At 74.4% G+C, this 22241-nt stretch carries 19 protein-coding genes, 1 tRNA gene and 1 pseudogene; 8 read left to right on the top strand and 13 right to left on the bottom strand.

Annotation, left to right across the window (positions count from 1 at the left end; all coding sequences use genetic code 11):
• Positions 1 to 156 precede the first annotated feature (156 nt).
• Both ACFWXO_RS11785 and ACFWXO_RS11780 read left to right on the top strand, forming a co-directional pair.
• The gene (locus ACFWXO_RS11785; RefSeq protein WP_380396426.1) at positions 157 to 744 is read left to right on the top strand and encodes an ATP-binding protein; all 588 of its coding nucleotides are present in this window, start codon (positions 157 to 159) and stop codon (positions 742 to 744) included.
• Between the two features lie 159 nt (positions 745 to 903).
• Positions 904 to 1887, top strand: a complete 984-nt coding sequence (locus ACFWXO_RS11780; RefSeq protein ID WP_380396425.1) for a DUF5926 family protein — start codon at positions 904 to 906, stop codon at positions 1885 to 1887.
• 217 nt (positions 1888 to 2104) lie between these two features.
• Here ACFWXO_RS11780 and ACFWXO_RS11775 read toward each other — a convergent pair whose 3' ends face one another.
• Positions 2105 to 2767 (bottom strand): bifunctional DNA primase/polymerase, encoded by a 663-nt coding sequence (locus ACFWXO_RS11775; RefSeq protein WP_375882657.1) that lies wholly within the window; start codon positions 2765 to 2767, stop codon positions 2105 to 2107.
• A 618-nt stretch (positions 2768 to 3385) separates the two neighbouring features.
• On the opposite strand from ACFWXO_RS11775, the gene ACFWXO_RS11770 reads away from it, so the two are divergent.
• Positions 3386 to 4837: a PP2C family protein-serine/threonine phosphatase gene (locus ACFWXO_RS11770; RefSeq protein ID WP_380523397.1), complete on the top strand. Its 1452-nt coding sequence runs from the start codon at positions 3386 to 3388 to the stop codon at positions 4835 to 4837.
• A gap of 169 nt (positions 4838 to 5006) precedes the next feature.
• Positions 5007 to 6506 (top strand): aminopeptidase P family protein, encoded by a 1500-nt coding sequence (locus tag ACFWXO_RS11765; protein WP_380523395.1) that lies wholly within the window; start codon positions 5007 to 5009, stop codon positions 6504 to 6506.
• Positions 6507 to 6581: 75 nt separating this feature from the next.
• Here the strand turns inward: ACFWXO_RS11765 and ACFWXO_RS11760 are convergent, their stop codons facing one another.
• Both ACFWXO_RS11760 and ACFWXO_RS11755 read right to left on the bottom strand, forming a co-directional pair.
• Positions 6582 to 8021, bottom strand: coding sequence for a hypothetical protein (locus ACFWXO_RS11760; RefSeq protein WP_380523394.1), 1440 nt, complete (start codon positions 8019 to 8021; stop codon positions 6582 to 6584).
• Positions 8018 to 8722 carry an RNA polymerase sigma factor gene (locus ACFWXO_RS11755; RefSeq protein ID WP_380523393.1) on the bottom strand — a complete coding sequence of 235 codons (705 nt, stop codon included), beginning with the start codon at positions 8720 to 8722 and terminating at the stop codon, positions 8018 to 8020. Before ACFWXO_RS11755 ends, ACFWXO_RS11760 begins: the two co-directional genes overlap by 4 nt.
• Positions 8723 to 8969: 247 nt before the next feature.
• Between ACFWXO_RS11755 and ACFWXO_RS11750 the strand changes: the two genes are divergently transcribed.
• Positions 8970 to 10040, top strand: coding sequence for a helix-turn-helix domain-containing protein (locus tag ACFWXO_RS11750; protein WP_380523391.1), 1071 nt, complete (start codon positions 8970 to 8972; stop codon positions 10038 to 10040).
• A gap of 15 nt (positions 10041 to 10055) precedes the next feature.
• On the opposite strand, the gene ACFWXO_RS11745 is transcribed toward ACFWXO_RS11750, so the two are convergent.
• From ACFWXO_RS11745 to ACFWXO_RS11715, 7 genes and pseudogenes are all read right to left on the bottom strand, one after another.
• On the bottom strand, positions 10056 to 10832 hold the full coding sequence (locus ACFWXO_RS11745) for a MerR family transcriptional regulator (protein ID WP_375882672.1): 777 nt from the start codon (positions 10830 to 10832) through the stop codon (positions 10056 to 10058).
• A gap of 77 nt (positions 10833 to 10909) precedes the next feature.
• Entirely contained in the window at positions 10910 to 12136 is a 1227-nt protein-coding gene (locus tag ACFWXO_RS11740; RefSeq protein WP_380523390.1) for a hypothetical protein, read from the bottom strand.
• A 182-nt stretch (positions 12137 to 12318) separates the two neighbouring features.
• Entirely contained in the window at positions 12319 to 13455 is a 1137-nt protein-coding gene (locus ACFWXO_RS11735) for an LPXTG cell wall anchor domain-containing protein (RefSeq protein ID WP_380523388.1), read from the bottom strand.
• 341 nt (positions 13456 to 13796) lie between these two features.
• Positions 13797 to 14375: a flavodoxin family protein gene (locus tag ACFWXO_RS11730; protein WP_380523387.1), complete on the bottom strand. Its 579-nt coding sequence runs from the start codon at positions 14373 to 14375 to the stop codon at positions 13797 to 13799.
• A gap of 94 nt (positions 14376 to 14469) precedes the next feature.
• Positions 14470 to 15420, bottom strand: a pseudogene (locus tag ACFWXO_RS11725) (NAD(P)-dependent oxidoreductase); the annotation flags it as partial.
• A gap of 43 nt (positions 15421 to 15463) precedes the next feature.
• Entirely contained in the window at positions 15464 to 15886 is a 423-nt protein-coding gene (locus ACFWXO_RS11720; protein ID WP_375882681.1) for a hypothetical protein, read from the bottom strand.
• Between the two features lie 194 nt (positions 15887 to 16080).
• Positions 16081 to 16641, bottom strand: coding sequence for a heme-binding protein (locus ACFWXO_RS11715; protein ID WP_375882684.1), 561 nt, complete (start codon positions 16639 to 16641; stop codon positions 16081 to 16083).
• A 355-nt stretch (positions 16642 to 16996) separates the two neighbouring features.
• Here ACFWXO_RS11715 and ACFWXO_RS11710 point away from each other — a divergent pair, with 355 nt between their 5' ends.
• Positions 16997 to 18229 (top strand): sensor histidine kinase, encoded by a 1233-nt coding sequence (locus ACFWXO_RS11710; protein WP_380523386.1) that lies wholly within the window; start codon positions 16997 to 16999, stop codon positions 18227 to 18229.
• Positions 18226 to 18897 carry a response regulator gene (locus ACFWXO_RS11705; protein WP_380523385.1) on the top strand — a complete coding sequence of 224 codons (672 nt, stop codon included), beginning with the start codon at positions 18226 to 18228 and terminating at the stop codon, positions 18895 to 18897. Before ACFWXO_RS11710 ends, ACFWXO_RS11705 begins: the two co-directional genes overlap by 4 nt.
• A gap of 458 nt (positions 18898 to 19355) precedes the next feature.
• On the opposite strand, the gene ACFWXO_RS11700 is transcribed toward ACFWXO_RS11705, so the two are convergent.
• The 3 genes from ACFWXO_RS11700 to ACFWXO_RS11690 form a co-directional block, all read right to left on the bottom strand.
• On the bottom strand, positions 19356 to 19937 hold the full coding sequence (locus ACFWXO_RS11700) for a hypothetical protein (protein WP_380523384.1): 582 nt from the start codon (positions 19935 to 19937) through the stop codon (positions 19356 to 19358).
• A 110-nt stretch (positions 19938 to 20047) separates the two neighbouring features.
• Positions 20048 to 21172 carry an RICIN domain-containing protein gene (locus ACFWXO_RS11695; protein WP_380523383.1) on the bottom strand — a complete coding sequence of 375 codons (1125 nt, stop codon included), beginning with the start codon at positions 21170 to 21172 and terminating at the stop codon, positions 20048 to 20050.
• A gap of 352 nt (positions 21173 to 21524) precedes the next feature.
• Positions 21525 to 21598, bottom strand: a tRNA-Gly gene (locus ACFWXO_RS11690).
• A 263-nt stretch (positions 21599 to 21861) separates the two neighbouring features.
• Between ACFWXO_RS11690 and ACFWXO_RS11685 the strand changes: the two genes are divergently transcribed.
• On the top strand, positions 21862 to 22098 hold the full coding sequence (locus tag ACFWXO_RS11685; RefSeq protein WP_375882694.1) for a hypothetical protein: 237 nt from the start codon (positions 21862 to 21864) through the stop codon (positions 22096 to 22098).
• The last annotated feature ends 143 nt before the right edge of the window (positions 22099 to 22241 follow it).

Raw genomic sequence — 22241 nt, 5'->3', positions numbered from 1 at the left:
TCTTGCGATCGGGCGACGGAGGGTGAGCACGGAATGACCTCTTGTCGACCCTGAGTCGCGCCGCCGGAAAAGCGCCCGCAGGATCCTCCGACAGTCGTTTCCGACGCATTACCAAGGGGCATCCATCCCTCGGCATACGCTGAAGGAGGTCCGGGGGTGGCGTTGATGGTGGCGCGTGAAGTGCCGACTTCATCGACCATGGCAGTGCCGCACGGCCCAGCGAGTGTCGGGGTCGCACGGCGCCGACTGCGTCGAGATCTGGGTGACCGGCAGATACCGGAACCGGTCATCGATGATGCTGTTCTGATCCTTTCCGAACTGTTGAGCAACGCCTGTCGGTACGCCCGTCCGCTCGGCCCGCTGCCCGCCCTGGGCCGCGGCGCCCGGGCGGAGGTGGTGGACCAGGTGCTGGTCGGCGTCCCCTCCGGGACGCACCCGGCGCCGGGCGGCCGGGAGCCCGAGGACGGCACGGCCGAGCCGGCCGGCGGTGTGCTGGTCCGCTGGCAGATGCACGCCGACGGCGTGCTCACCCTGGAGGTCACCGACGGCGGCGCGGCCACCCGGCCGCTGCCCGCCAGCCCCTCGCTGACCTCGCGCGGCGGCCGCGGCCTGGCCATCGTCGACCAGCTGGCCAGCGACTGGGGCGTCCGGGACGCGCCCGGCGAGGTCACGGTCTGGGCGGCGCTGCCCGCCCGCGCCCGGCACGCCCGGCGCACCGGGGGCGGCACCGCCCGCAGCGCGTAGCCGTCCGAGCGGCACCCGTCCGACCGGTACCAGGGCGTACGGCACCAGGGCGTACGGCACCCGTCCGACCGGCGCCCGCCCCGGCGCGTTCCCGCGCGCCGGGGGAACCTCAGTAGGCTTCCCGTGAAACAGGACCACCGTCCCCGGGAGAGCCGCAGCATGGGCAAGAAGGCCGCCAAGAAGGCGCCGCAGCGCCAGTCCACCACCGCCGTCACGGGTGAGATCCCCGTGGTCGGGGCCCGCGAGGACTGCCCCTGCGGCTCGGGCCGCCGCTACAAGGCGTGCCACGGCCGGGAGGCCTCGCACGCCGTGCAGGAGCTGGTGCACCGCCCGTTCGAGGGCCTGCCGGGCGAGGCCGACTGGGTGGCGCTGCGCGAGCTGGTGCCCGCCGCCACGGTGCCGCTGACGCTGGCCGCCGGAGTGACCGCGACCGCCGGGGGCGACGTCCCGTCGGTGACCCTGGCGACGGTGCTGCCGCTGGCCTGGCCGGCCCTGCGCCGCCCCGACGGCTCGATCCTGCTCGGCCTGCAGACCCAGTCCTCCTCGGGCGACCTCAGCCGCGACCTCGCGGACGCCCTGGAGCTGGCCCTGGCCACCGAGCCCGGCAGCCCCGTCCCGGCCCGCCGGACCGTCCCGGGCGGCCGCCGCCTCCAGGACCTGCTGGACGCCTCCGCCGCGTTCACGCCCACCGTGCACACCGGCTTCGAGTTCTGGCTGGAGGACGCCGAGACCGCCACCGGCGAGGTCGCCGCCTCGCTGGAGCGCGCCAACGCCTCCGCCATCCCGACCGAGAAGCTCGCGAGCGTCGACGCCGCCTACTGGTGCGGCACCCCGGACAAGAACCACCTGCGCTGGGTGATGACCGTGCCCGAGGAGCGGCTGCTGGACGCGCTGGCCCGGCTGAACGCCGCCGGCGAGGCCTCGCTCGGCGCGGACACCCGCCTGGTGGGCTCGTTCCGCGCGCACGGCCTGACCGTCCCGGTGTGGGACCTCCCGCTCGCCATGACCGCCGCCGACTGCGAGAAGCCGGCCGCCGAGTTCGGCGAGCGGCTCGCCGCCGTCCTCGCCGACCCGACCGAGCTGACCGCCGAGGAGCGGCGCGCCCGCGCGAACCTGGTGAACCGTCAGGTCACCCTGAACTAAAGCGCGCAGGATCCGGGTGATACGCGTCACATTGTCGCCGGGAAGCCGCAATTTCCGGGCCTGGAGGGCGTCTTGGAAATTGGCGCGGGCGCGGATCCTTGTTACTGTCTAAAGAGTCCGGCCGCTGGTGCATCCCCCGTCGCCAGCGGCCGGATCTTTTCTTTTCCGGAACGCCCCGCACCACCGGGCCCGGAGTCCGGCCCGACCCGGCGATCCGTCAGTACGTCGAGCGCCCGCTGTCCAGCCGGACCGTCGCCTCCACCAACTCCCCCAGCAGCGGCCCGACCTGCGGCAACCGGACCCCACCGGCCGCGGCCGGCCGCGGCGCCAGCACCCAGCGCACCCTCCCGGCCCCGCCGCCGGGCGGCAGCGGCAGGAAGCCGCCCGGCCCGTGGTAGCGCAACGATCCTGGCACCGAAGGGAGTTGGGCGAGCATCTCGCCCAGGGCGTCGAGCGAGTACGGGGCCACCAGCAGGGCGTAGCGGCCCGGCATCGCGAGCACCGGGCCGAGCGGCAGCCGCAGCGCGCCCAGGTGGACCAGCGCCCTGGCACCGGCCGCCGCGGGCAGGCTGACCGCCGAGACCGCGGAGCCGGTGGCGGCCAGCACCGGCGCGTCCGGGGTCTGCCGCTCCCACCACCAGCGCACCATCCGGGGGTCCGTGGTGGCGGCCAGCAGGGACGGGTCGTGCGGATGGGCGCCGGGCGCCGGGCAGTCCGGCTCCCCGCAGGAACAGCGGCCGCCGCACAGCACGGTGCCGGGCACCACCGGCCAGCGGTGTTCGACGGCGGCCGTGAGGGCCGCGGCCAGCCGGGCGGACGACTCCTGCGGCTCCCGGGACTCCTGCGACCGGCTCCTCGGGCTCTTCGGGTTCTCACGCATGGCGCTCGTTCCTTTCCCTGACCGCTCGGTTCGCTCCGCCCCACCGACATCCGTCGGGACCCGCCGCAGGGGCCCGCGGCGGCACGGCCCCGGAAAGGCGCGGAACGGGGCGGGCGGCACGGCGGACGGCGCGGCTACGACGTGGAGCACGGTGTGGAGCACGACATGAGAAGGGCCGCGCACTGGAACAGCCCCTGGAACGAGAATCCCGTATGCGACCGGATGGACGTCGCCCGGGCGCGCTTGGTTCCACCGTACGAGTGAGAGACTTCCGGCCAGCCCGGATCGCGGGCGGCGCGGACATACGATCCGGACGGCCGCCCGGTCCGTCCCCTCGGTTCTGCCCGCTCCCGGCTCGCTCCATGCCTCCGGCTCCGACCGGCGCGCCGCGCCCGGTGCGCGCCCTCCGACCGGGTCGCGCGGACGTGGAACCGGCCACCGCATCGTCCTGGATCTGGACATGCCCCGAATGGCCTGTGTAGAAGTGGTGGCATTGCTGTCGATCAATGACGAGTAGTAGCGAATCGAGGCGAAACGCGTCCTTTGGCCGTGCTCGCTCCACATTGGCCGTACCTGGGGGTTTCGCATGGCACGTAGCACCGCGTCAGGAGTGGCGGCATGACCAAGTCCCACGCGTCGGCCGCCCAGCCGTCGACGCCGCCCGCAGAGCCGGGTGAGACCGGCTGTGCGGGCGGGCTCACCGTCCTCGACCCGCCGCCGGACCTGCCCGGCCCCACCGACGCGCCGGACGGCGGCGCCGACGGCCCCGCAGCACCGTCCAGCACGGTGCAGGACCGTTTGGCCGGACGCCTGTCCGATATCACCAGCCTGTACGAGCACACCGAGCGGCTCGCCCGCGCCCGCGGCACCACCGCCACCCTGGACGCCGTGCTCGCCTCCGGCGCCGCCCTGCTCGGCGCCGACCGCGGCGTCCTGGTCACCCTGCTGCCGGGCGGCGGCACCGGCCAGCCCGTCGGCCTCGGCCTGGACCGGGCCAGCCTCGGCGCCCTGGAGACCGTCCCGACCGAACAGAGCCTGCTCGCCCGGCTGCTGAGCGAGCACGACCGCCCCGAACAGCTGCACTCCGCCGACCTCGCCGACGACCCGGCCGTCGGCGCCCGGCTGCGCGAACTCGCCGTCCACCTCGGCCTCGGCGGCGCCTACGGCCTCCCGCTCGCCACCGTCGAGGACGGCCCGCTCGCCGCCGCCGTCTGGTTCTACGACCGGCCCGCCCAGCCCACCGACTGCCAGCGCGAACTCGCCCGCCACTACTGCGAGATCGCCGCCCCGCTGCTCGCCAAGCAGCTGGAGGCGGAACGCACCCTGCGCACCACCGAGGCGCTGCGCCGCGGCCTGCTGCCGGACCACCTCCCGCAGATCCCCGGACTGCGACTGGCCGCCCGGCTCGTCCCGGCCGGCCTGGACCGCTCCAGCGGCAGCGACTGGTACGACGCCATCCCGCTGCCGGACGGCACCGTCGGCCTCACCGTCGGCTCGGTCTCCGGCGACGGCCCCGGCGCGGGCCCCGGCTCCGCCCCCGGCGCGGCCGCCGCGATGGGCCGGATCCGGGCCGCGCTGCGGGCGTACGCGGTGCTGGAGGGCGAGGACCCGGTCTCCGTCCTCGGCGACCTGGAACTGCTGCTCAAGACCACCGAGCCGACCCGCACCGCCACCGCCGTCTACGCCTGGGTCGAACCCGAGGACCGCCGGATCACCCTGGCCGGGGCCGGGCACTGCCCGCCCGTCCTGGTCGACCGGCACGGCGCCGAGTTCGTGGAGACCTCGCTCTCCGCCCCGCTCGGCATGCTGGCCTGCTGGGAGGCCCCCGGGGTCGAGCTCACCGCCGGGCGCGGCGACACCCTGCTGCTCTACACCGAGGGCCTGGCCCGCCGCTGCGGCCCGACCCTGCACGCCGGCCAGGCCAACCTGCGCCGGGCCGCCGCCGACGCCCCGCGCGACGTGCGGATCGACCCGGAGCGGCTCTGCGCCCATCTGCTGGCCGTCTGCCCCGCCCCGGACGCCTCCCCGGCCACCGACGACCTGATGCTGCTGGCCGCGCGCTTCGAGTAGGGCCCGTCGCCGCCCCGCAGGCGGGAGTCCGAAGACGGGCCCTGCCCATACGAACCCCGGACGGGCGGGCGGCCGGGCGTCCGTACCATGGACGCACGGCCGCCCGCGCGTGTCGCGACCCGACACCTCCCCCGAGGGCGGCGGTACCACCCCCAAGGAGGCGTTGCACGTGACCGAGGACCGGACCCCCGCAGTGGCCGAGAACCCCGAGGCCGAGGGCGGCGAGGAGCCGCCGCCGTTCAAGGGCCGCAAGAACGGCCTCTACGGCGAGATCTCGGACGAGCTGTCCGCCTCGATGAGGACCGGTTGGGCCGACACCGAGCTGCACGGCCTCACCCCGGTCGCCCAGGCCCCGTACGCCGCCGCGCGCCGTGCCGCGCTGTCCGCCGCCCACCCGGGCGTGCGCCTGGTCGTCCCGGCCGGCAACCTGCGGGTGCGCTCCAACGACACCGACTACAACTTCCGCGCCGCCAGCGAGTACGTGCACCTCACCGGCGACCGGACCGAGGACGCGGTGCTGGTCGGCGAGCCGACCGGCGACGCCGGCCACGAGTTCACCCTCTACCTGCTGCCCCGCTCGGACCGCGAGAACGGCGAGTTCTGGCTGGACGGCTACGGCGAGCTGTGGGTCGGCCGCCGGCACAGCCTGACCGAGCAGGAGCAGCTGCTCGGCCTGCCCGCCCGCGACGTCCGCAAGGCCGCCGAGGAGCTGGCCGGGCGCGCCAAGGACTCCGCCGTGCCGACCCGGATCGTCCGCGGCTACGACGCCGGCCTGGAGGCCGCGCTCGCCGAGGTGCTGGACGCCGACAAGGACGCCGACCTCAAGGAGTTCCTGAGCGGCCTGCGCCTGGTCAAGGACGAGTGGGAGATCGGCGAGCTGCGCGCCGCCTGCGACGCCACCGTCAACGGCTTCACCGACGTGGTCCGCGAGCTCGGGCAGGCCGTCGCCACCTCCGAGCGCTGGATCGAGGGCACCTTCTGGCGCCGCGCCCGGGTCGAGGGCAACGACGTCGGCTACGGCACCATCGCCGCGGCCGGCCCGCACGCCACCACCCTGCACTGGGTCCGCAACGACGGCGACGTCCGCCCCGGCGAGCTGCTGCTGCTGGACGCCGGCGTGGAGACCCACACCCTCTACACCGCCGACGTCACCCGCACCCTGCCGATCAGCGGCTCCTTCACCGCGCTGCAGCGGAAGATCTACGACGCGGTGTACGACGCCCAGGAGGCCGGCATCGCCGCGGTCCGCCCGGGTGCCCGCTTCCGCGACTTCCACGACGCCTCACAGCGCGTCCTCGCCGAGCGGCTGCTCGCCTGGGGCCTGCTGGACGCCTCGGTGTACGACGTCGAGAAGGTCCTGGAGCTCGGCCTGCAGCGCCGCTGGACCCTGCACGGCACCGGCCACATGCTCGGCCTGGACGTCCACGACTGCGCCCACTCGCGCCGCGAGGAGCACGTCGACGCCCTGCTGGTGCCCGGCATGGTGCTCACCGTCGAGCCCGGCCTGTACTTCCAGCAGGACGACCTGACCGTGCCCGAGGAGTACCGCGGCATCGGCGTCCGGATCGAGGACGACATCCTGGTCACCGCCGACGGCAACGAGAACCTCTCGGCCGGGCTGCCGCGGCGCGGCGACGAGGTCGAGGCCTGGATGGCCTCGCTGGCCTGAGCCTGAGCCTGAGACCGAACCCGAGGCCGCGCCGGGGCCCGGCCTCCCCACCGCGGGGAGGCCGGGCCCTGCGCGCTACTGGACGATCCTGAGCGCGATGTCCTGGTGCCCGAGCACGGTCAGGTCGCCGCTGCCGCGGTACGGCACCAGGGCCTGCGCCCTCAGCGGCATGTCCCCGGTCCCGTCCTTGGGCCCGATCGTCAGCCGGTAGGTCAGCCGCCTGCTCTGCCCCGGGCCCAGCGAGAAGACGTCCTGGTCCTGCGCCACCGCGTAGGACGTGTCGCTCCCCCGGGACATCGCCCGGACCGACCAGCCGCCGTCCGTCTGCACCTCCAGCTTGCCGTCGTTGGGCAGCTGCTGGCCGGGCGCGGTCGGCGTGCCCCCGTAGCGGTCGGTGAAGAGCAGCGGCTGGACCTGGTCGTAGGTGCCCTGTCCGGTGTTCCGGAAGGTCACCGAGAAGGTGGCGACCGCGCTGCCGATCCGCATCTGCTGGCCGGAGGAGAGGCCGTCGATGCTGACCGCGAGGTCGTTCGGGCCGGGCTCCGCCGCCGCCGGGGCCTGGTGGCCGCTCGGGTCCAGGCTGTTGACGACGGCCGTCAGCCCAGGCTGGTAGTCGGACCTGAGCCCCTGCGCCGAGACGAAGACCTGGTCCTTGGGCAGGGCCCACAGCTGGGTCGTGAAGGAGTCGCTGCCGCAGGTGACCTGCCACTGCGACCTGACCGCGGGACTCCCCGCCACGGTGACCGCGCTCTTCGTCGGCCCCGCGCTGTTCATCTCGCCCGCCGCCGGCGGGTGGGGGTTGCCCCAGACCGGGCAACTGCCCTGGTGCGCCCAGCCGGCCGGGGCGTCCAGGTCGGCCGTCGTCGGCCAGGCACCGCCCTGGAGTTCGCCCGCCGAGTTGTAGACCGTGACCTGGACGCCGTACGGCGCGCACACCGCCGACGACCAGTTCCGCTGCGGATCGGTCGGCGCGCCCGGGCTCAGCAGGCAGACCGCCTGGTCCGAGAGCGGCACGGCCTTCCAGCCGGCCGGCACCTTCAACTTGACGCCGCGGAAGGTGTACGGCGTGCCCGGCCCGGTCGGCACGCCCGAGCCGGACGAGGACGGGACGAGGTCGGAGAGCGGCCGGTCCGCGGCGGGACCGCCGGTGGTGGGGGCGGTGCCGGCCGGGGTGGGCGAGGCGTCCGGGGTGGGGGTCGCGTCCGGGCCGGGGGTCGGGGGCGCGGTGATGCTCGCGGCCGGGGGCGGGGGGACGTCCTGCTTGGCGACCGGGTCGCCGTGGAAGGCGAGCAGGCCGATCCCCAGGGAGGCGGCCAGGGCGAGGACCGGCACGGCGGTCAGGTACACCGGGCGGAGCCTGCGGACCCGGCCCCGCGGGGGCGCGGCCGGGCGCAGGCCGTGGACGGTGATCAGGGACGCCCGGGCGTCCATCGCCTCGCGGAGCAGCCGTTCGGTCGCGGTTTCGGCCGGCCCACCGCCGTCACCGCCGCCCGGGCGGGGGAACTTGTCGGTCATCGAACCTTCTCCAGGTGCTTCTCCAGGGCGTCCAGGGCCCGGCTGGCAGTGGACTTCACGGCGCCCCGGGAGAGCCCCAGGGTCTCGGCCATCTGCGCCTCCGACATGTCGGACCAGTAGCGCAGCACCAGCACCTCACGCTGGCGGGGGGTCAACTCCTGCAAGGCGACGAGCACCCGTCGGTGCTCGTCGTTGAGCACCGCGTGGTCCTCGGCGGAGGGGGCGTCCGCCTCGTGCGGGGGCACGTACTCCCGGGCGGTCCGGCGGCGGCGCAGCATCGAGCGGGCGCCGTTGACCACCGAGGTCCGCAGGTACCCGAGCGCGTTGTCGAGGTCGTCCAGGTGCTCGCCGTGACGCTGGTAGAGCTGGGTGAAGGCCTCCTGCACGACGTCCTCGGCCAGGTCCTGGTGGTCGACCAGCAGGACCGCCATCCGGACCAGGCCCAGCCGGTGGGCGTGGTACAGGTCGGTCAGCGTGGGCCGGTCCTCCGCGGGACCGCGGCCGCCGCGCACCAGCCGGAAGCCGGAGCGGCGCTGCGCCGGCTGCTGCTGCTGCTGCTCGACAGTGAGCACGGAGTCCGGCGCACCGGCCTCCTGCGCACCGAACAGCGCGACGACCGCGCCCCGGACTCCGCGGGCCGCGCGGACGGAGAAGCCGCGCCCCCACCGTGGCGCGGCGATCGGGCCGATGGCCATGGACATGTGCGGTTCTGCTTTCCCCCGGGACGGTGGGCGGCGTGCTCGCCGGACCGTCAGGCACCTGATCAAGATCGTGATCGGGGAGATCCTCGCAGCCGCGTCCGACCCGGATCCCTCCGCCCCGTAGTGATGGACGTGCGGCGCGGGTGGAGGTTGCAGGGGGATTCGCGGGAAGTTCGCGGGACGTTCCGGGCGGGCCGCGACGACTACACTCACCGGCAGTTCCGCCACCCGTGAGCAGGGGGTTCGCATGGCCGAGCAGTACGTCGAGGAGCCGGTCGACGCGGCCGCGCCCGTCCGGCCGCGGCCGGTGGCCGTCACCATCGGCCGCCGCCCGGAGCCCGTGCACGACCTCGCGGTGTACGCCTTCGAGGGCATGGCACCGTTCGAACTCGGCGTGGTGGTCGAGGTGTTCGGGCTGGCCCGGCCCGAGCTGGGCGGGCTGCTGGCCGCGCCCTGGTACGGGCTGAAGGTGTGCGCGGACCGGCCGGGCACGCCCCTGGACGCGGTGGGCGGCTTCGCGCTGACCGCCCGGCACGGCCTGGACGAACTCGCCGCGGCCGACACCGTCATCGTCCCCGGCGTGCGCAACGCCTTCGGCGGCGAAGTCTCCCCCGGCCTGGTCGAGGCGCTGCGGACGGCGCACGAGCGCGGCGCCCGGATCGTCTCGATCTGCTCGGGCGCCTTCGCGCTGGCCGCCGCCGGACTGCTGGACGGCAAGGAGGCGACCACCCACTGGCGGTACGCCGACCTCCTCCAGCAGCGCTACCCGCGGGTGCGGGTCAACCCGGACGTGCTGTACGTCGACCACGGCGACGTGTTGACCAGCGCGGGCAGCGCCGCCGGGATCGACCTGTGCCTGCACCTGGTGCGCCGGGACCACGGCGCCAAGGTGGCCAACAGCGTGGCCCGCCGCTTCGTGGTGGCGCCGCACCGGGACGGCGGGCAGGCGCAGTTCATCGAGGCCGCGGTCCGTCCGGTCGAGGAGGACGAGGACGGGGTCGCCCGCAGCATGCAGTGGGCGCTGGACCACCTGGCCGAGCCGCTCACCGTCTCGGTGCTGGCCCGGGCCGCCCGGATGTCGGACCGCTCGTACCTGCGGCACTTCACCGCCCGCAACGGCACCAGCCCGATGCGCTGGGTCGTCACCCAGCGCATCGCGGCCAGTCTGACGCTGCTGGAGTCGCCGGAGGGCTCGGTGGAGGAGGTCGCCGTGGCGGTCGGCTTCGAGAGCGCCGCGACCTTCCGCCACCACTTCGGCCGGGTGATGCGCACCTCACCGACCGCCTACCGGCGCTCCTTCGGGCGCGGGGTCGCGTAGCGGACGCCTGCGCCGCTACGCCTTCTCGTGCCGGTCGGCGTTGGCGACGACGGCGTCGTGCAGCCACTGCGCCAGCCCGGGGGCCAGCTCCTCGTAGGTGGCGGTCCAGCGCTGGTCCTCGACGTAGAGGCAGGCCAGGCCGCGGTGGATGGTGTACGTGCAGTCGTAGAAGTTCCGGCAGATGTGCTGCCGGTGCTCCTCGGCGAGGTCCATGGCGGCGGTGCCGTCGGCGGGGTCGCCGGCGGTGACGGCCGCGACCAGGCGGGCGTTGAGCCCGGCCATCTCCTCCTGGATCCGCTGCCAGTCGGCCTTGGTGTAGGCGCCGGTGCGCCGCTGGGACTCGGCCCAGGCCTCGGTCTTCCCCCAGCGCTGCTCGGCCTCCTGCTCCCACTCCTCGCGGTAGCCCTCGCCGAAGATCTCGAACTTCTCCTCCGGGCTCAGCTGAATGCCCATCCTGCGTGCCTCCATGGCGTGTTCGACGGCGGTGGCGAGTTCCTGGAGGTGGCCGATCCGGTCGGTCAGCAGCCGGTGCTGACGCCGGAGGTGCTCGGTCGGGCTGACCGAGTCGTCGTCCAGGATCGCCGTGATCTCCTCCAGGGCGAATCCGAGCTCGCGGTAGAACAGGATCTGCTGCAGCCGGTCGAGGTCGGCGTCCACGTACCGGCGGTAGCCGGCCCGGGTGCGTCCCGCGGGGGACAGCAGTCCGATCTCGTCGTAGTGGTGCAGGGTGCGGACGGTCACCTTGGCGATCTTCGCCACGGCGCCGACCGCGTAGCCCTCGTCCCCGTTCATCCGGAGCTCCTCCCTGGTGGTGACCACCACCCTCCGCTCTCACGTCGCGTGAGGGTCAAGCCGTGTTCCGGGAGGCCTCAGGCGTCGACCAGCTCCCGCTCGCGCCGCCGGGCGGAGCGCCGGCGGCCCTCCCCGCCGCCCTGGGCCGGTGGCCGCGGCCGGCGGGACTGCTGGGTGGGCCAGAGCAGCACGTACGCGGCGGAGACCACCACGAAGGCGAGCCGGACGAAGCCGCGGGCCGCGTCGGACGGCAGGAACAGTGTGCCGCCGTACAGCGCCGCCAGCGCGATCCAGCTCCACCACGGGACCAGCCGCTTCTGGCCGACCGCGTCCCAGAGCAGGGTGCCGAGCAGGATCGAGGCCGTGTAGTACGTGTAGACGCTCGGGTCGAGCAGGATCCGGGCGTCCGCCCCGAGCAGCACCACGGCCGGCCAGCGCCCGCGCCAGACGGCCACGCAGCCGAGGCCGATGCCCAGCGCGAACTGGGTCGGACGGTCCCACCAGGGGGTGGCCGGGTCGGTGACCCCGAACCAGCGCAGCGCGGAGGCGGGCTGGTTCGGGATGGTGAACTTGGCCGCCGCCATGGTGTCCAGGTTGCCCAGGTAGAACGGCAGCCAGGCGACCGCGACCAGCAGGCAGAACCAGAGCACGGTGCGCAGCCAGGCGGGCCGGGGCAGGGCCAGGATCAGCGGGGCGAAGGCGAGCGCCCAGGGCTTGGAATCGACCGCCAGGGCCAGGAACACCGCGACCTGGACGGGCTTGCCGCGGGCCAGGGCGTGCGCGGCGAGGGTGGTGAAGAACAGCGCGAGGACGTCGTCCAGGTGCGCGAAGCGGACGGACACCTCGACCCACATCGGGATGAACGCCAGCCCGGCGATCAGCAGCCGCTGCTGGAGCCGGCGGTGGTTGGTGCCGGTGCCGAGGTAGTACAGGGCGGCGGTGCGGCCGACCAGCACCAGCATCACCAGGCCGAGCCCGGCACTCGCCGCCTCGGCGATCAGCTGGCCGACGTGCGGCGAGAACGGGGCGGTGAGCCGGGCGGCGGCCAGGCTGACCGGGCCGATCTGCAGCTCGGGGTGGTGGGCGTAGAGCGAGAGGCCGCCGTCGGGCTGGCCGCTGAACAGCAGCTGTTCGCCCTGGCGCAGGTAGTGCCAGGAGAAGCCGCCGCTGGGCTCCACCAGGAAGAACCAGAGCACCGTCCACGCTGTCAGCAGCACGTGGTGCCGGCGGAGCGGTAGACCCGCGATCCGACCGGTCGTGGCTTCGTAGTCGGTGGTGGCCCGTGCCGTGCGATCTCCCCGCACCTGTACCTCTCCCCGCCGTTCCGCCCCCACCCGCCCGACCACCGAAGTTAAGGGGGGGAACCGCCCGGGGGGGGGGGGCGCCGCGGGGGGGGGGGGGGGGCCGCCCCCCCCCGCCCCGGGGCCGGGCGGCACGGGGTCGATCGAGCGGGAGCCGCTCCGGGCGGGCCCGGGTCGGCCCCGGATCAGCCCTGCTGGCCGGCCTTGCGGCGGCGGAGCACCACGAGGGTGCCGACACCGGCGACCAGGACGGCGCCACCGGCGGCCGCGATCATGGTGGTGTCGTCACCGCCACCGGTGGTGGCGAGGGTCTTGCCGGCGTCGGCGGCGGCCGTCTTGGCCTTGGTGACGACGGCCGGGGTGATCTTCGGCGGGGTGACCTTCGGCACGTCCACCGGGAAGTCGATCGGCTGCTGCACGTCGGTGCTGCTGGCGGTCGGGGCCGGGGTGGCCGGCGCGCCGGAGTCGGTCGGGGAGGCCGACGGCGAGGCGGTGCCGGTGGCCGGGGTGGTCGGCGCGGAGGTGGTCGGCGCCGGAGTGGTCGGGGCCGGGGTGGTCGGCGCCGGGGTGGTCGGCGCCGTGGTGGGGGTCCCCGTGGTCGTGGCCGAGGGCGACGCGCTGGTGGTCGGGGTCGGCTTGCCGGTCTTGGTGGGCGTGGGGGTCGGGGTGGGCTTGCCGCCGCCACCGGCCTTGATGGTGAAGCCGGCGCCCTTGATGCCGTCGCAGCTGAAGTGGCCGTTGTCGGACTCGTCGTCGGCGTTGGCCGAGAAGACCACCGGGACGACGCCGGCCTTGCCCAGCGGGGTGTCCTTGGTGAAGGAGACCCGGACGTCGATGTCGATCCGCTTGCCGGGGGCGAGGTAGAGCAGCGCGTCGTCGGCGGGGCCGCCGTCGTTCACGCCGCCGAGCAGGATCAGCACGGCGCTGTCGTCGCCGTCGCCGCCACCGGGCGCGATCGAGCCGGTCCGCCAGGTGCCGCCGCCGGGCAGGCCGGCCGGCAGCTGGTACTCGACCTTGAGGTCCTTGGCCTTGAGCGAGCCGGCCTTGTTCTTGAACTTCAGGAGCGGGAAGGCGACGAAGTCGTTCTTCGCCGAGTTCTGGATCCGGTAGGAGAAGACGCGGGCGTCACCGCCGGCGACGAAGGTGTCCGGGACGCCCCGCACCGAGAGGTCGAGGTTCTGGTGGTTCGCCTGCGCGGCCTGAGCGGCGGCGGACGGGGTGCCGGTGGAGCCGACGGCCATGGCGCCCTGGGCGCCGGTGAGCACCAGCGAGGACGTGAGCGCGGCGACGCCGGCCAGGGCAAGACTGCGACGTATGGACAAGGAGACCTCACGGAAGTGTCCGGGCGAGGCCCGGGCGCGAGGGGGCGGCTGTGGATGCCGCCACTCCCCCGCGAAGCTGAAATTCCGACGGAGAGTACCGAACGATTCGGCCACTTCGGAAGGCGGGTGCCCGGTTCCGTTCCACGACCGGGCCCGGGGCGCCCGAATCGCCCAACTCCGTCCGACGGTAGGGCTTTTGCACCTCGGCAAAGGACGACCGCAAAGTGACGGGTACACGCCCGCGAAGACAGTAGCGCACGGGCCCGGGTGGCTTGAATCCATCGGTCCGCGCAGAGGCGGCCCGGACTGCCCCGGGCCGTCTCCGGCCGTCTCCGGCCGGATCAGCCCGCGAAGAAGGACTTGGCCGCGATCAGCGCCCGCTCGTCGCGCAGGACGTCCCCCGGCTTGGTCCCGTTGCCGATCAGCGCGCCGCCCCAGCGCATCCCCATGTACTCGGCGGTCAGCTTGAGGGTGCCGATCAGCGGCTCGGCGTGCTTCTCCGTCCCGGCCAGTACGGTGACGTCCCACAGGGTGCCCCCGCGCATGCCGTCCCGGAAGGCCAGCCCGGGCACCCGGAACCAGGCCGACCAGTAGTCGAGGTAGAGCTTGGCGCTGGTCGGCATCGTGTACCAGTACAGCGGCGCGACGAGGACCAGGTCGGTGGCCGCCAAGGTGGCCTCCAACAGCGTCCGTTCGTGCCCGACCGGCTCCGGGTAGCGGCCGTCACCGGTGTGCCGGAGGTCCTGGAAGGGCGGCAGCGGGTGCTCGTCGAGCCGCAGCCACTGCTGCTCGGCGCCCTCGGGCAGGCTCGACTCGGCGGCCAGCCGGGCGAGTTGCTGAGTGTTCCCGCCGACGCGCGAGCTCGCGTCCAGGAACAGGAAACGGCGCGGCGCCCCGGCGTCGGACGGCTGGTCGGTCATCGGTACTCCCCCTGTCAGGTGCTGTGGACACCCGAGCGAGCACCGGCGGACCGCCGGGTATTCCGCAGCCCCGGCCAGGGGTTCCGGCGGTCGGTCAGGCCGGCAGCCCGGCCCGGCGGCGGGCGACCTCGGCGACGGCCGCCCAGTCCTTCTCGCCGTCGCCGTGCGCCAGCGCGTCCAGGAAGGCGTCCCGCAGGATGCCGCCGAAGGGCAGCGGGACGTGCCGCGCGGCCCCGGCCTCCAGGGCCAGGCCGACGTCCTTGAGACCGAGCGGCAGCCGGAACCCGGCCGGCTCGTAGCGGCGCTCGGCCACCATCGAGCCGTAGCCGGAGTAGACCGGCCCGGGGAAGAGCGTGCTGCTGAGCATCTCGACCAGGTCGGTGGGCCGGACCCCGTGGGCCTCGGCCAGGCTGCACGCCTCGGCCATCGACTCGATCGCGCAGGCCAGCAGGAAGTTGGTGCTGATCTTGGCGGTGTTGGCCTGCCCGGGGCGGTCGCCGAAGTGCCAGCTGCGCTCGCCCATCGCGGCGAACAGGGGCTCGGCGCGGTCCAGCAGTTCGGGTGCGCCCGCGACCAGGATGTTGAGCTTCCCCGCCGCCGCGACCGGCGGCCGGCCCAGGACGGGCGCGGCCACGTAGCCGATGCCGTGCCCGGCGTGCAGTTCCTCGGCCCGCTCGGCCAGTGCGAGCGAGACGGTGGCCATGTTGACGTGCAGGGTCGCCTTCGCGCCCGCCAGCAGCCCCGGGTCGAGCAGCAGCCCTTCGACCGCCTGGTCGTTGGCCAGCATCGAGACCACCGTGTCGGCGGCGAACACCTCGGCGAGCGAGCCGGCCGCCTCGGCGCCCAGGGCCACCAGGGCGGCCACCGGCTCGGGCGAGCGGTTCCAGACCCGTACGGAGTGGCCGGCGCGCAGCAGGCTGCCGGCCATGCCCTGCCCCATCGCGCCCAGCCCCACGAAACCGACCGTCGCCCCGCTCATCCGCGCACTCCGTCCGCCGCCGTCACCCGTACGTTGGTCCGTCCGGGAGCGACTGTACGTCAGGGGAGTCCGGCGGGCCGGGGATGTCCAGGACTCCCCGGCCGGGCGGCTACGCGACCCGGGCCGGGCGGCGGAGGCGGCCGGCCGAGGCGCCGCGCTCCAGCTCGGCGACCACGCGGTGGCGCAGCAGCTCGTACTGGGCCTGGAGCCGACCGGGGCGGGCCGGGCGGGCGACCGGGCGGCCGGGGCCGACCAGCTCGTTCGGGTCGAACTGCTCCCGGGTGAGGTCGATCTCGAAGCCGGTGGCGAAGCGGTTCCACCAGTGGAGGTCCGTCCGGACCCCGTCGACGTGGACCTCGCCCATCATCAGCTCGCCGCCGAGCAGGTCGTGCACCACCATGGCCGTCACCCCGCACTGGCCGCGGGCGGGATTGTCGGGACGCCAGCGGGCCTGGTCCTCGGGCGCGCAGGTGTCGACACCCCAGGAGGAGCGGATCGCACGTTCGATGTCGTTGAGGGTCCACGCCGTCATACCGGGAAGCCTGCCACGCGGCACTGACAACGACACCGGCTTTTCAAAGGGTCACCGCCTGTTCTGCGGCGACCCTCCCCTTGTTCACCCGAACGAGTCCGCCGCGGGCCGTCGCCCGGGAGCACGGCGGGTACCGGGTACGGGAGTTCGCCCGGCCGGCCGGCCCCGGCGGCGGGCCGACCGGGCGGGGCGGGTCACTTCGCCAGGGCGGCCACGCCGGCCTGCGCGAACTGCTCGTCCAGGTCGCCGCTGGGCGCGCCCGCGACACCGATGCCGGCGACCGGAGCGCCCTTGGACTGCACCGGGGCGCCGCCCGCCAGGAACAGCGTGCCGGGGATGTCCTTGAGGTTCGGGGCCTGGGCCAGGCGCTTGGCCAGCTCCGAGGTCGGGGCGTTCCAGGAGACCGCCGTGAAGGCCTTGCGCTCGGCCGACTCCGGGGCCTGCGGGCCGGCGCCGTCGCCCTTGAGCAGCACGCGGGTGACGCCGTCCCGGTCGACCACGGCGACGGAGACGTGCTGGCCGGCCTTGGTCGCCGCGTCCAGGGCGGCCTGGGCGGCGCGGGTGGCGGCGTCGACGGTCAGGCCGGTGCTCTGGGCGAGGTTCCTGTTCTGGGCGTCGGCCTTCACCGCGGCCGGGGAGGCCGGGGTCTCGGTGGTCTCGGCGCTGGCCGAGACGGCGCCGACGCCGGCGGCGGCGAGCGCGGCGACGGCGGCGGTGCCGGTCAGCACCCGGGTGCGCACGGAGGTCTTCTTCATGGTCCAGCTCCTCAACGGGACGGCGGGTCCGCGGGGTCCGCGGCGGGTCCGGGGCCGGGCGGCGGGGGGACCGCCCGGCTCTGCTCCGATCCTCCGGCCGGATCCGGGTGCGCGGCATCGACGGTCCGGCGCGACCGTCCGGGCATGATGGGGGACGCCGGCGTCAACCGATCGGCTGATGCGGGACCGGGCCGGACGGGTCAGCATCGAGGGATCGGCGCAGGTCGGTGCAGCGGGCGCCGGCCCGTACCGCTCCACCCGCCCTGCCCCGCCCGACACTGCTCGGGCGTCGGCCCGCCTCCCCGTGGGTCGTCGGCCGAGCCCCGTCCGGAGCCCGTAGCGCCAGGAGCCCCCCGTGCAGCAGCCCCACCCGTCCGCCGGTCCGCCCCCCGGCGGGCGCGACGCCGGTGACCCGGACGCCGGACGGCTGGCGCTGCTGCTGGACTCCGCCTTCCTGCTGCTGCTCGCCGCCGCGCTCAGCCGCTACCTCACCCACCACGCCGACAGCCCCCGGATCCCCTGGGTGATCGGGCTGAGCGCCGCCCTGGCCGTCGCCCAGCCGGCCGCCTCCTGGCTCGACCACCGCCGCCCGACCCCGCCGGGCCGGCCGCGCCGGTGGACGCTGGCGCTGGTGGTCGCGCTCTGGGTGGTGCTGGTGCTGCTCGCGCCGAGCTTCGCCTGGTGCGCCGTCCCGCTGATCTACACCGGGCTGCGGGCGCTGCCCGCGAAGGCGGCGATCCCGCTGGTGGCGGCCCTGACGCTGCTGGTGGTGAGCGCCGAGGTCCGGCTGCCCGGCACGGCGGACGCCACCCTCGTCCTGCTGCCGCCCGCGGTGGCCGCGCTGGCCACCGGGGTGTTCCTGTTCATGGCCCGGCAGGCCGCCCGGCAGCGCGCGCTGATCGCCGACCTGGTCCGTACCCGGCGCGAACTCGCCGCCACCGAACGGCGCGAGGGCACGCTCGCGGAGCGCGAGCGGCTGGCGATGGAGATCCACGACACCCTGGCGCAGGGCCTGTCCAGCCAGCAGATGCTGCTGCAGGCCGCCGACCGCACCTGGGACGCCGACCCGGCGACCGCCCGCACCCACGTCCGCACCGCCGCCGAGGTGGCCGCCCGCAACCTCGCCGAGGCCCGCCGCTTCGTCCACGACCTCGCCCCGGCCGAGCTCGCCGACGGCGGCACCCTGGACCGCGCGCTGCGGGCGCTCGCCGAACGGGAGTCCGCCGAGAGCGGGCTGCCGGTCCGCTTCCACCTGGACGGCACGCCCGTCCCGCTGCCGGCGGCCGTGCAGTCCGCGCTGCTGCGGATCGCCCAGGGCGCGCTGGCCAACGTCCGGGAGCACGCCGGGGCCTCGACGGCCGCGATCACCCTGTCCTTCCTGGGTGACCAGGCCGTGCTGGACGTCGCCGACGACGGCCGGGGCTTCGATCCGACGGCGGGCGGGTACCGCGTGACCGGCGGCACCCGCGGGTACGGCCTGCCGGCCATGCGCGCCCGGCTGCGGCAGCTGGGTGGCACGCTGACCGTGGAGAGCGCCCCCGGCGAGGGCACCGTCGTCTCCGCCGCGATCCCCCTGGAGCACCGATGAACGCAGCGCGCACCCCGTCGAGCGACGCACCGGACGCCGGCTCCGCCGCCGTCCGGCTGCTGGTCTGCGACGACCACGCGGTGGTCCGGGCCGGCCTGCTGGCGCTGCTCGCCAGCGCGGGCGACATCGAGGTGGTCGGCGAGGCGAGCACCGGGGAGGAGGCCGTCGCGCTGGCGGCCGCACTGGCCCCGCAGGTCGTGCTGATGGACCTCCAGCTCGGCGAGGGCATCGACGGCGTGGAGGCCACCCGGCGGATCACCGCCGCCCCGGGCGGGCCGCACGTCCTGGTCCTCACCACGTACGACACCGACGCCGACATCACCCGGGCCATCGCGGCCGGCGCCACCGGCTACCTGTTGAAGGCCGAGCGGCCGGAGGAGCTGTTCGCCGCCGTCCACGCGGCCGCCCGGGGCCGGACGGTGCTCTCCCCGCCGGTCGCCTCCCGGGTGATGGCGCAGATGCGGGCGCCCTCGCCGCAGCTCACCGAGCGCGAGCAGGACATCCTCGAACAGCTGGCGCAGGGGCTGGGCAACCGGGAGATCGCCCGGGCGCTGTTCATCAGCGAGGCGACGGTGAAGACCCATCTCGGCCGGATCTACGACAAGTTGGGCGTGGACACCCGGGCGGGCGCGGTGGCGGTGGCCAAGGAGCGCCGGCTGCTGCGCTGACCGCCCCGGCTCTCCGGAGCCCGCTCCTCCGCTGCGCTGGGCACTCGCGCGGTGTCACTCCGTGCTGTCATGATGCATGGAATGTCGGGTTCCGGGCCGCGCGCTGCGCGCGTCCGGGAGCGTGCGGCCCGGCCGCCCACCACCCCGGCGAGGTCACAACTGCCTGGTGGGACGCCCATCACACCGGCCCGACCACATCGCCACGATTGTGGATTTTTCGTGGATCCCACTATTGACAAACCAACCACGCGGTTTGTTAGCGTGAGAGCACGACGTCCCCGGGGGTGGGGACTCGCCGGGTCTGTGCGGACGCTCTCGCCGGAGGGTGGTGCAGGGGGGAACGGCGAGGCTGCCGGGGTGTCGGGGGGAGCGGCAGCGCCGAAGCCGCGCGACGTGGCGGCGTGGAGCGGGTCCGGGGGGACTCGCTCCACGCCTCCCCCGTAACCCGCCCCCGCGCGTCACACCAGTGCGCTCCAGTACGCGCAGTGCACGTAGGGCAGCGGAGCCGGATCGGGCTCACCCGCTCCCGGCAACTCGGGCACCCGCTCCGAGCGGGCCACCCCGAGCTGGCTCGCGGTCACTCGGATCTCACCGAACTCGCCGAAGCACAGCACCAGTTGAGAACCCTCCCGAGTCGTCGCGGCGACCCCGGGCCGGTCCCGTCCGGCGTTCAGCGAGGTGATCGTCCACCCCCGCCGCCGCCACTGCCGCTCCACCGCACCCGCCAACTCCGCCCGCCGGCCCGGGGACACGACGGTCAACAGGTCCCGCCCGCGGGTCACGTACCAGAGCACCTCGGCCCCACGCCGCCCCGGCGCCGCCAACCGCACCCCCGCCCGCGGCACCGCCTCCTGCCACACCGGCACCGGCCGGAGGGCCTCCACGGTCTCCCGCAGCAGCTCCTCGCACCGTTCCCCGGCGTCGAGTTGATCGACCGTCACATCCGGGGCCAACACCGGCCACCAGTCCGGCACGGCCACCGCGCCGGCGCGGAACCCGTCCGGGCACCCCAGGTTCAGCTCGGCACCACCTGACTGCACAGGGCCCTCCGTACTCCCCCCGGCGTTCAACCCGGGCAGGCATTCCATCACTCCTTGGACGGCCCCCGGGCACGGACAGTTCCCCGCCCCGGGCCCCACCGGATCCGGGGTCAGCCCTTCGCGTCGTCCGCCCAGGTGATGTCCATCTGGTCGATGAAGTAGCGGCCGTCGAAGCAGAGGAAGACCTTGGACGTGGTGTCGTTGTCCGCGATCCAGGTCTTGTTCCACTGCACGACGGTGCCGGCGCCGTCCCGCTTGGGGAAGTAGAGGCCCTCGCGGCGCTCCGGCTGGTTGTAGAAGCCGTGCCCGTTGGGCAGCCGGTACGGCGTCCGGAAGAGGGCGCCGCTGCCGCCGACGCGGTCGAAGAGGGCGGCGGGGAAGTTGGTGCGGGCGACGAGCTTCGGCGGGACGTAGTGGACGTCCACCTCCCCGGAGTCCACGTAGCGGGCGGGCTCCCCCTTCAACCGGTGGAAGGACCTGCGTACGGCACCCGCCGTGTCGTAGCTGTCCGTGAAGGTCACGAGACTCCCCTCCCGCCCCTCCTGGTACCAGTCGCCCTGGGAGTACTGGTCGAAGTCGAAGGTCTCGATGCGGGTGCCCGGGGTGAGGAGGTCGCCGGGGACCTCCCGGAAGCTGGTCTCGTCGAAGATCTGCTCGATGGTCCGCACGCGCTTCTCGTAGCGGCGGGCCGGCACCCGGACCCGGCCCGTCCCCACCGGAAGGTCGGTGGCCTTCGGCACCGGAGCCGGTGCGGGCTTCGGCGGTGCGAGGGGCGCGGGCGCCCAGGCGGTGCAGGACCGGTCCTCGGCCCCGGCGCCCTTCTCCAGGACCAGCGGTCCGCCGGGCCGCTCGGCAGCCGGTTCGGCCAGGCCGAGGAGGCAGTTGGAGGAGTCGTGCACGGCCATCAGCCGACCGGTGTCGCGCTGGACGAAGGCCCGCCAGGCCTGCCGCCAGTACGAGGAGTCGCTGCCGGTGTCGGGGAACTTGGGCCGCAAGGTGACCGCGGCGCCCCGGCTCGATTCCTCGGCGGTCAGGTACAGGCCGGTGGCGACGTGCCGGATCCGGTGGTTGAGCACCCGGAACCGCTCGGCCACCCACTGCTCACCATCACCGCCGGCCTCGGGCGCGAGCACCACGGCAGTGCCCTCCGGGCTCCCCGCCGGAGCACCGGCCACCAGGCCGGGAATGCGGTGCAGTCGCAGCACGAACGTCTCGGTGGGCCAGTCGACCAACATCGTGAACACCCTCTCTGGCAATAGAACATGACAGCACGTCATAGAGATGATCACTTGATCGGACGACACTGCGCCAGAGGGCCCCGGACAGGCAAGGACAACCGACACGGCGGGGCTCGGGCATCCCCGACCGCGCCTTCCACCTCACGGCCCCCGCAACCGGCGGAAGCTCGCCGCCGAAGCCACCTTCGCCGACCTCGCCGAGAACGAGAACCGCTACGGCGCCGGGACCGAACTGGACGCCGTCAACGACGCCCGGAAGGCCGTCGGCGCCCTCCGAAGCCCGCCCCCGCCCCTCGGCGGTGCCCGGACAACGCAAAAGCCCCAGGTCGCTGACCTGGGGCTTTACTGCTGGAGCGGGCGACGAGAATCGAACTCGCGCTCTAAGCTTGGGAAGCTCATGTTCTACCATTAAACTACGCCCGCCTGATGAGCCGTCAGAGACTGCTCATTCCAGTGTCACTGTACCCCATCCGCGACAGTGGTCGCACGGCCGGTCCCGGGCCGTGGCGGAGCCCGGTGGGGGCGGGCGGGGAGCGTACTGTTTGGGCCGCGTGCGAGTGCCCCGGTGGGTGTGGGGTCGGGGCGGCGAGCCATGGTGTGGAATGTCCGGAACATCCCCTAATGTGACGCTGTCCCGGGGCCAGGCCGCCGGGACGCGATGAGTACGGGTGAGTACTGGGTTAGGGATGGGAAGGGGATCGATGGAGCAGCGCACCGTCGTTCGTTGTGCCGAGGGGCACCTGTTCAGCACCACCACGTTCCCGATGCAGAACCTCGGTCCCGGGCGGCTCGGGCCCGGGCGGTTGATCCGCTGTCCGCAGTGCGGACGGCTGCGGAACTCGGTGCCGGCCGACGTACGGGAGCTGTCGACGGCCCAACTGGCTCGGGCGATGCGGCTGGAGGCCGCTGAGTTCCTGGCCTGACGGCCGACGGGAGGACACGGGGGGCCCCGCGGGGGAGGGGGGGGGCCCCGCGGGGCCGGTACCACCCAAACCGGGGGGGTGAGTGAAAAGAGGTGGTATAAAAAAAAAAACACTGCCCCCGACAAAACAAAATGATATATAGG

Origin of the sequence: Kitasatospora sp. NPDC059088 (assembly GCF_042738155.1) — a bacterium.
Lineage (GTDB): Bacteria > Actinomycetota > Actinomycetes > Streptomycetales > Streptomycetaceae > Kitasatospora.
The sequence above is the reverse complement of the archived record's forward strand: the minus strand, read 5'-3'. Positions and strand labels throughout refer to the sequence as shown.

Coding starts and splice junctions, on each gene's coding strand:
- ACFWXO_RS11780 (WP_380396425.1), top strand. CDS start 904: ATGGGCAAGAAGGCCGCCAAGAAGGCGCCGCAGCGCCAGTCCACCACC.
- ACFWXO_RS11775 (WP_375882657.1), bottom strand. CDS start 2,767: ATGCGTGAGAACCCGAAGAGCCCGAGGAGCCGGTCGCAGGAGTCCCGG.
- ACFWXO_RS11770 (WP_380523397.1), top strand. CDS start 3,386: ATGACCAAGTCCCACGCGTCGGCCGCCCAGCCGTCGACGCCGCCCGCA.
- ACFWXO_RS11760 (WP_380523394.1), bottom strand. CDS start 8,021: ATGACCGACAAGTTCCCCCGCCCGGGCGGCGGTGACGGCGGTGGGCCG.
- ACFWXO_RS11755 (WP_380523393.1), bottom strand. CDS start 8,722: ATGTCCATGGCCATCGGCCCGATCGCCGCGCCACGGTGGGGGCGCGGC.
- ACFWXO_RS11750 (WP_380523391.1), top strand. CDS start 8,970: ATGGCCGAGCAGTACGTCGAGGAGCCGGTCGACGCGGCCGCGCCCGTC.
- ACFWXO_RS11745 (WP_375882672.1), bottom strand. CDS start 10,832: ATGAACGGGGACGAGGGCTACGCGGTCGGCGCCGTGGCGAAGATCGCC.
- ACFWXO_RS11730 (WP_380523387.1), bottom strand. CDS start 14,375: ATGACCGACCAGCCGTCCGACGCCGGGGCGCCGCGCCGTTTCCTGTTC.
- ACFWXO_RS11720 (WP_375882681.1), bottom strand. CDS start 15,886: ATGACGGCGTGGACCCTCAACGACATCGAACGTGCGATCCGCTCCTCC.
- ACFWXO_RS11715 (WP_375882684.1), bottom strand. CDS start 16,641: ATGAAGAAGACCTCCGTGCGCACCCGGGTGCTGACCGGCACCGCCGCC.
- ACFWXO_RS11705 (WP_380523385.1), top strand. CDS start 18,226: ATGAACGCAGCGCGCACCCCGTCGAGCGACGCACCGGACGCCGGCTCC.
- ACFWXO_RS11695 (WP_380523383.1), bottom strand. CDS start 21,172: ATGTTGGTCGACTGGCCCACCGAGACGTTCGTGCTGCGACTGCACCGC.
- ACFWXO_RS11685 (WP_375882694.1), top strand. CDS start 21,862: ATGGGAAGGGGATCGATGGAGCAGCGCACCGTCGTTCGTTGTGCCGAG.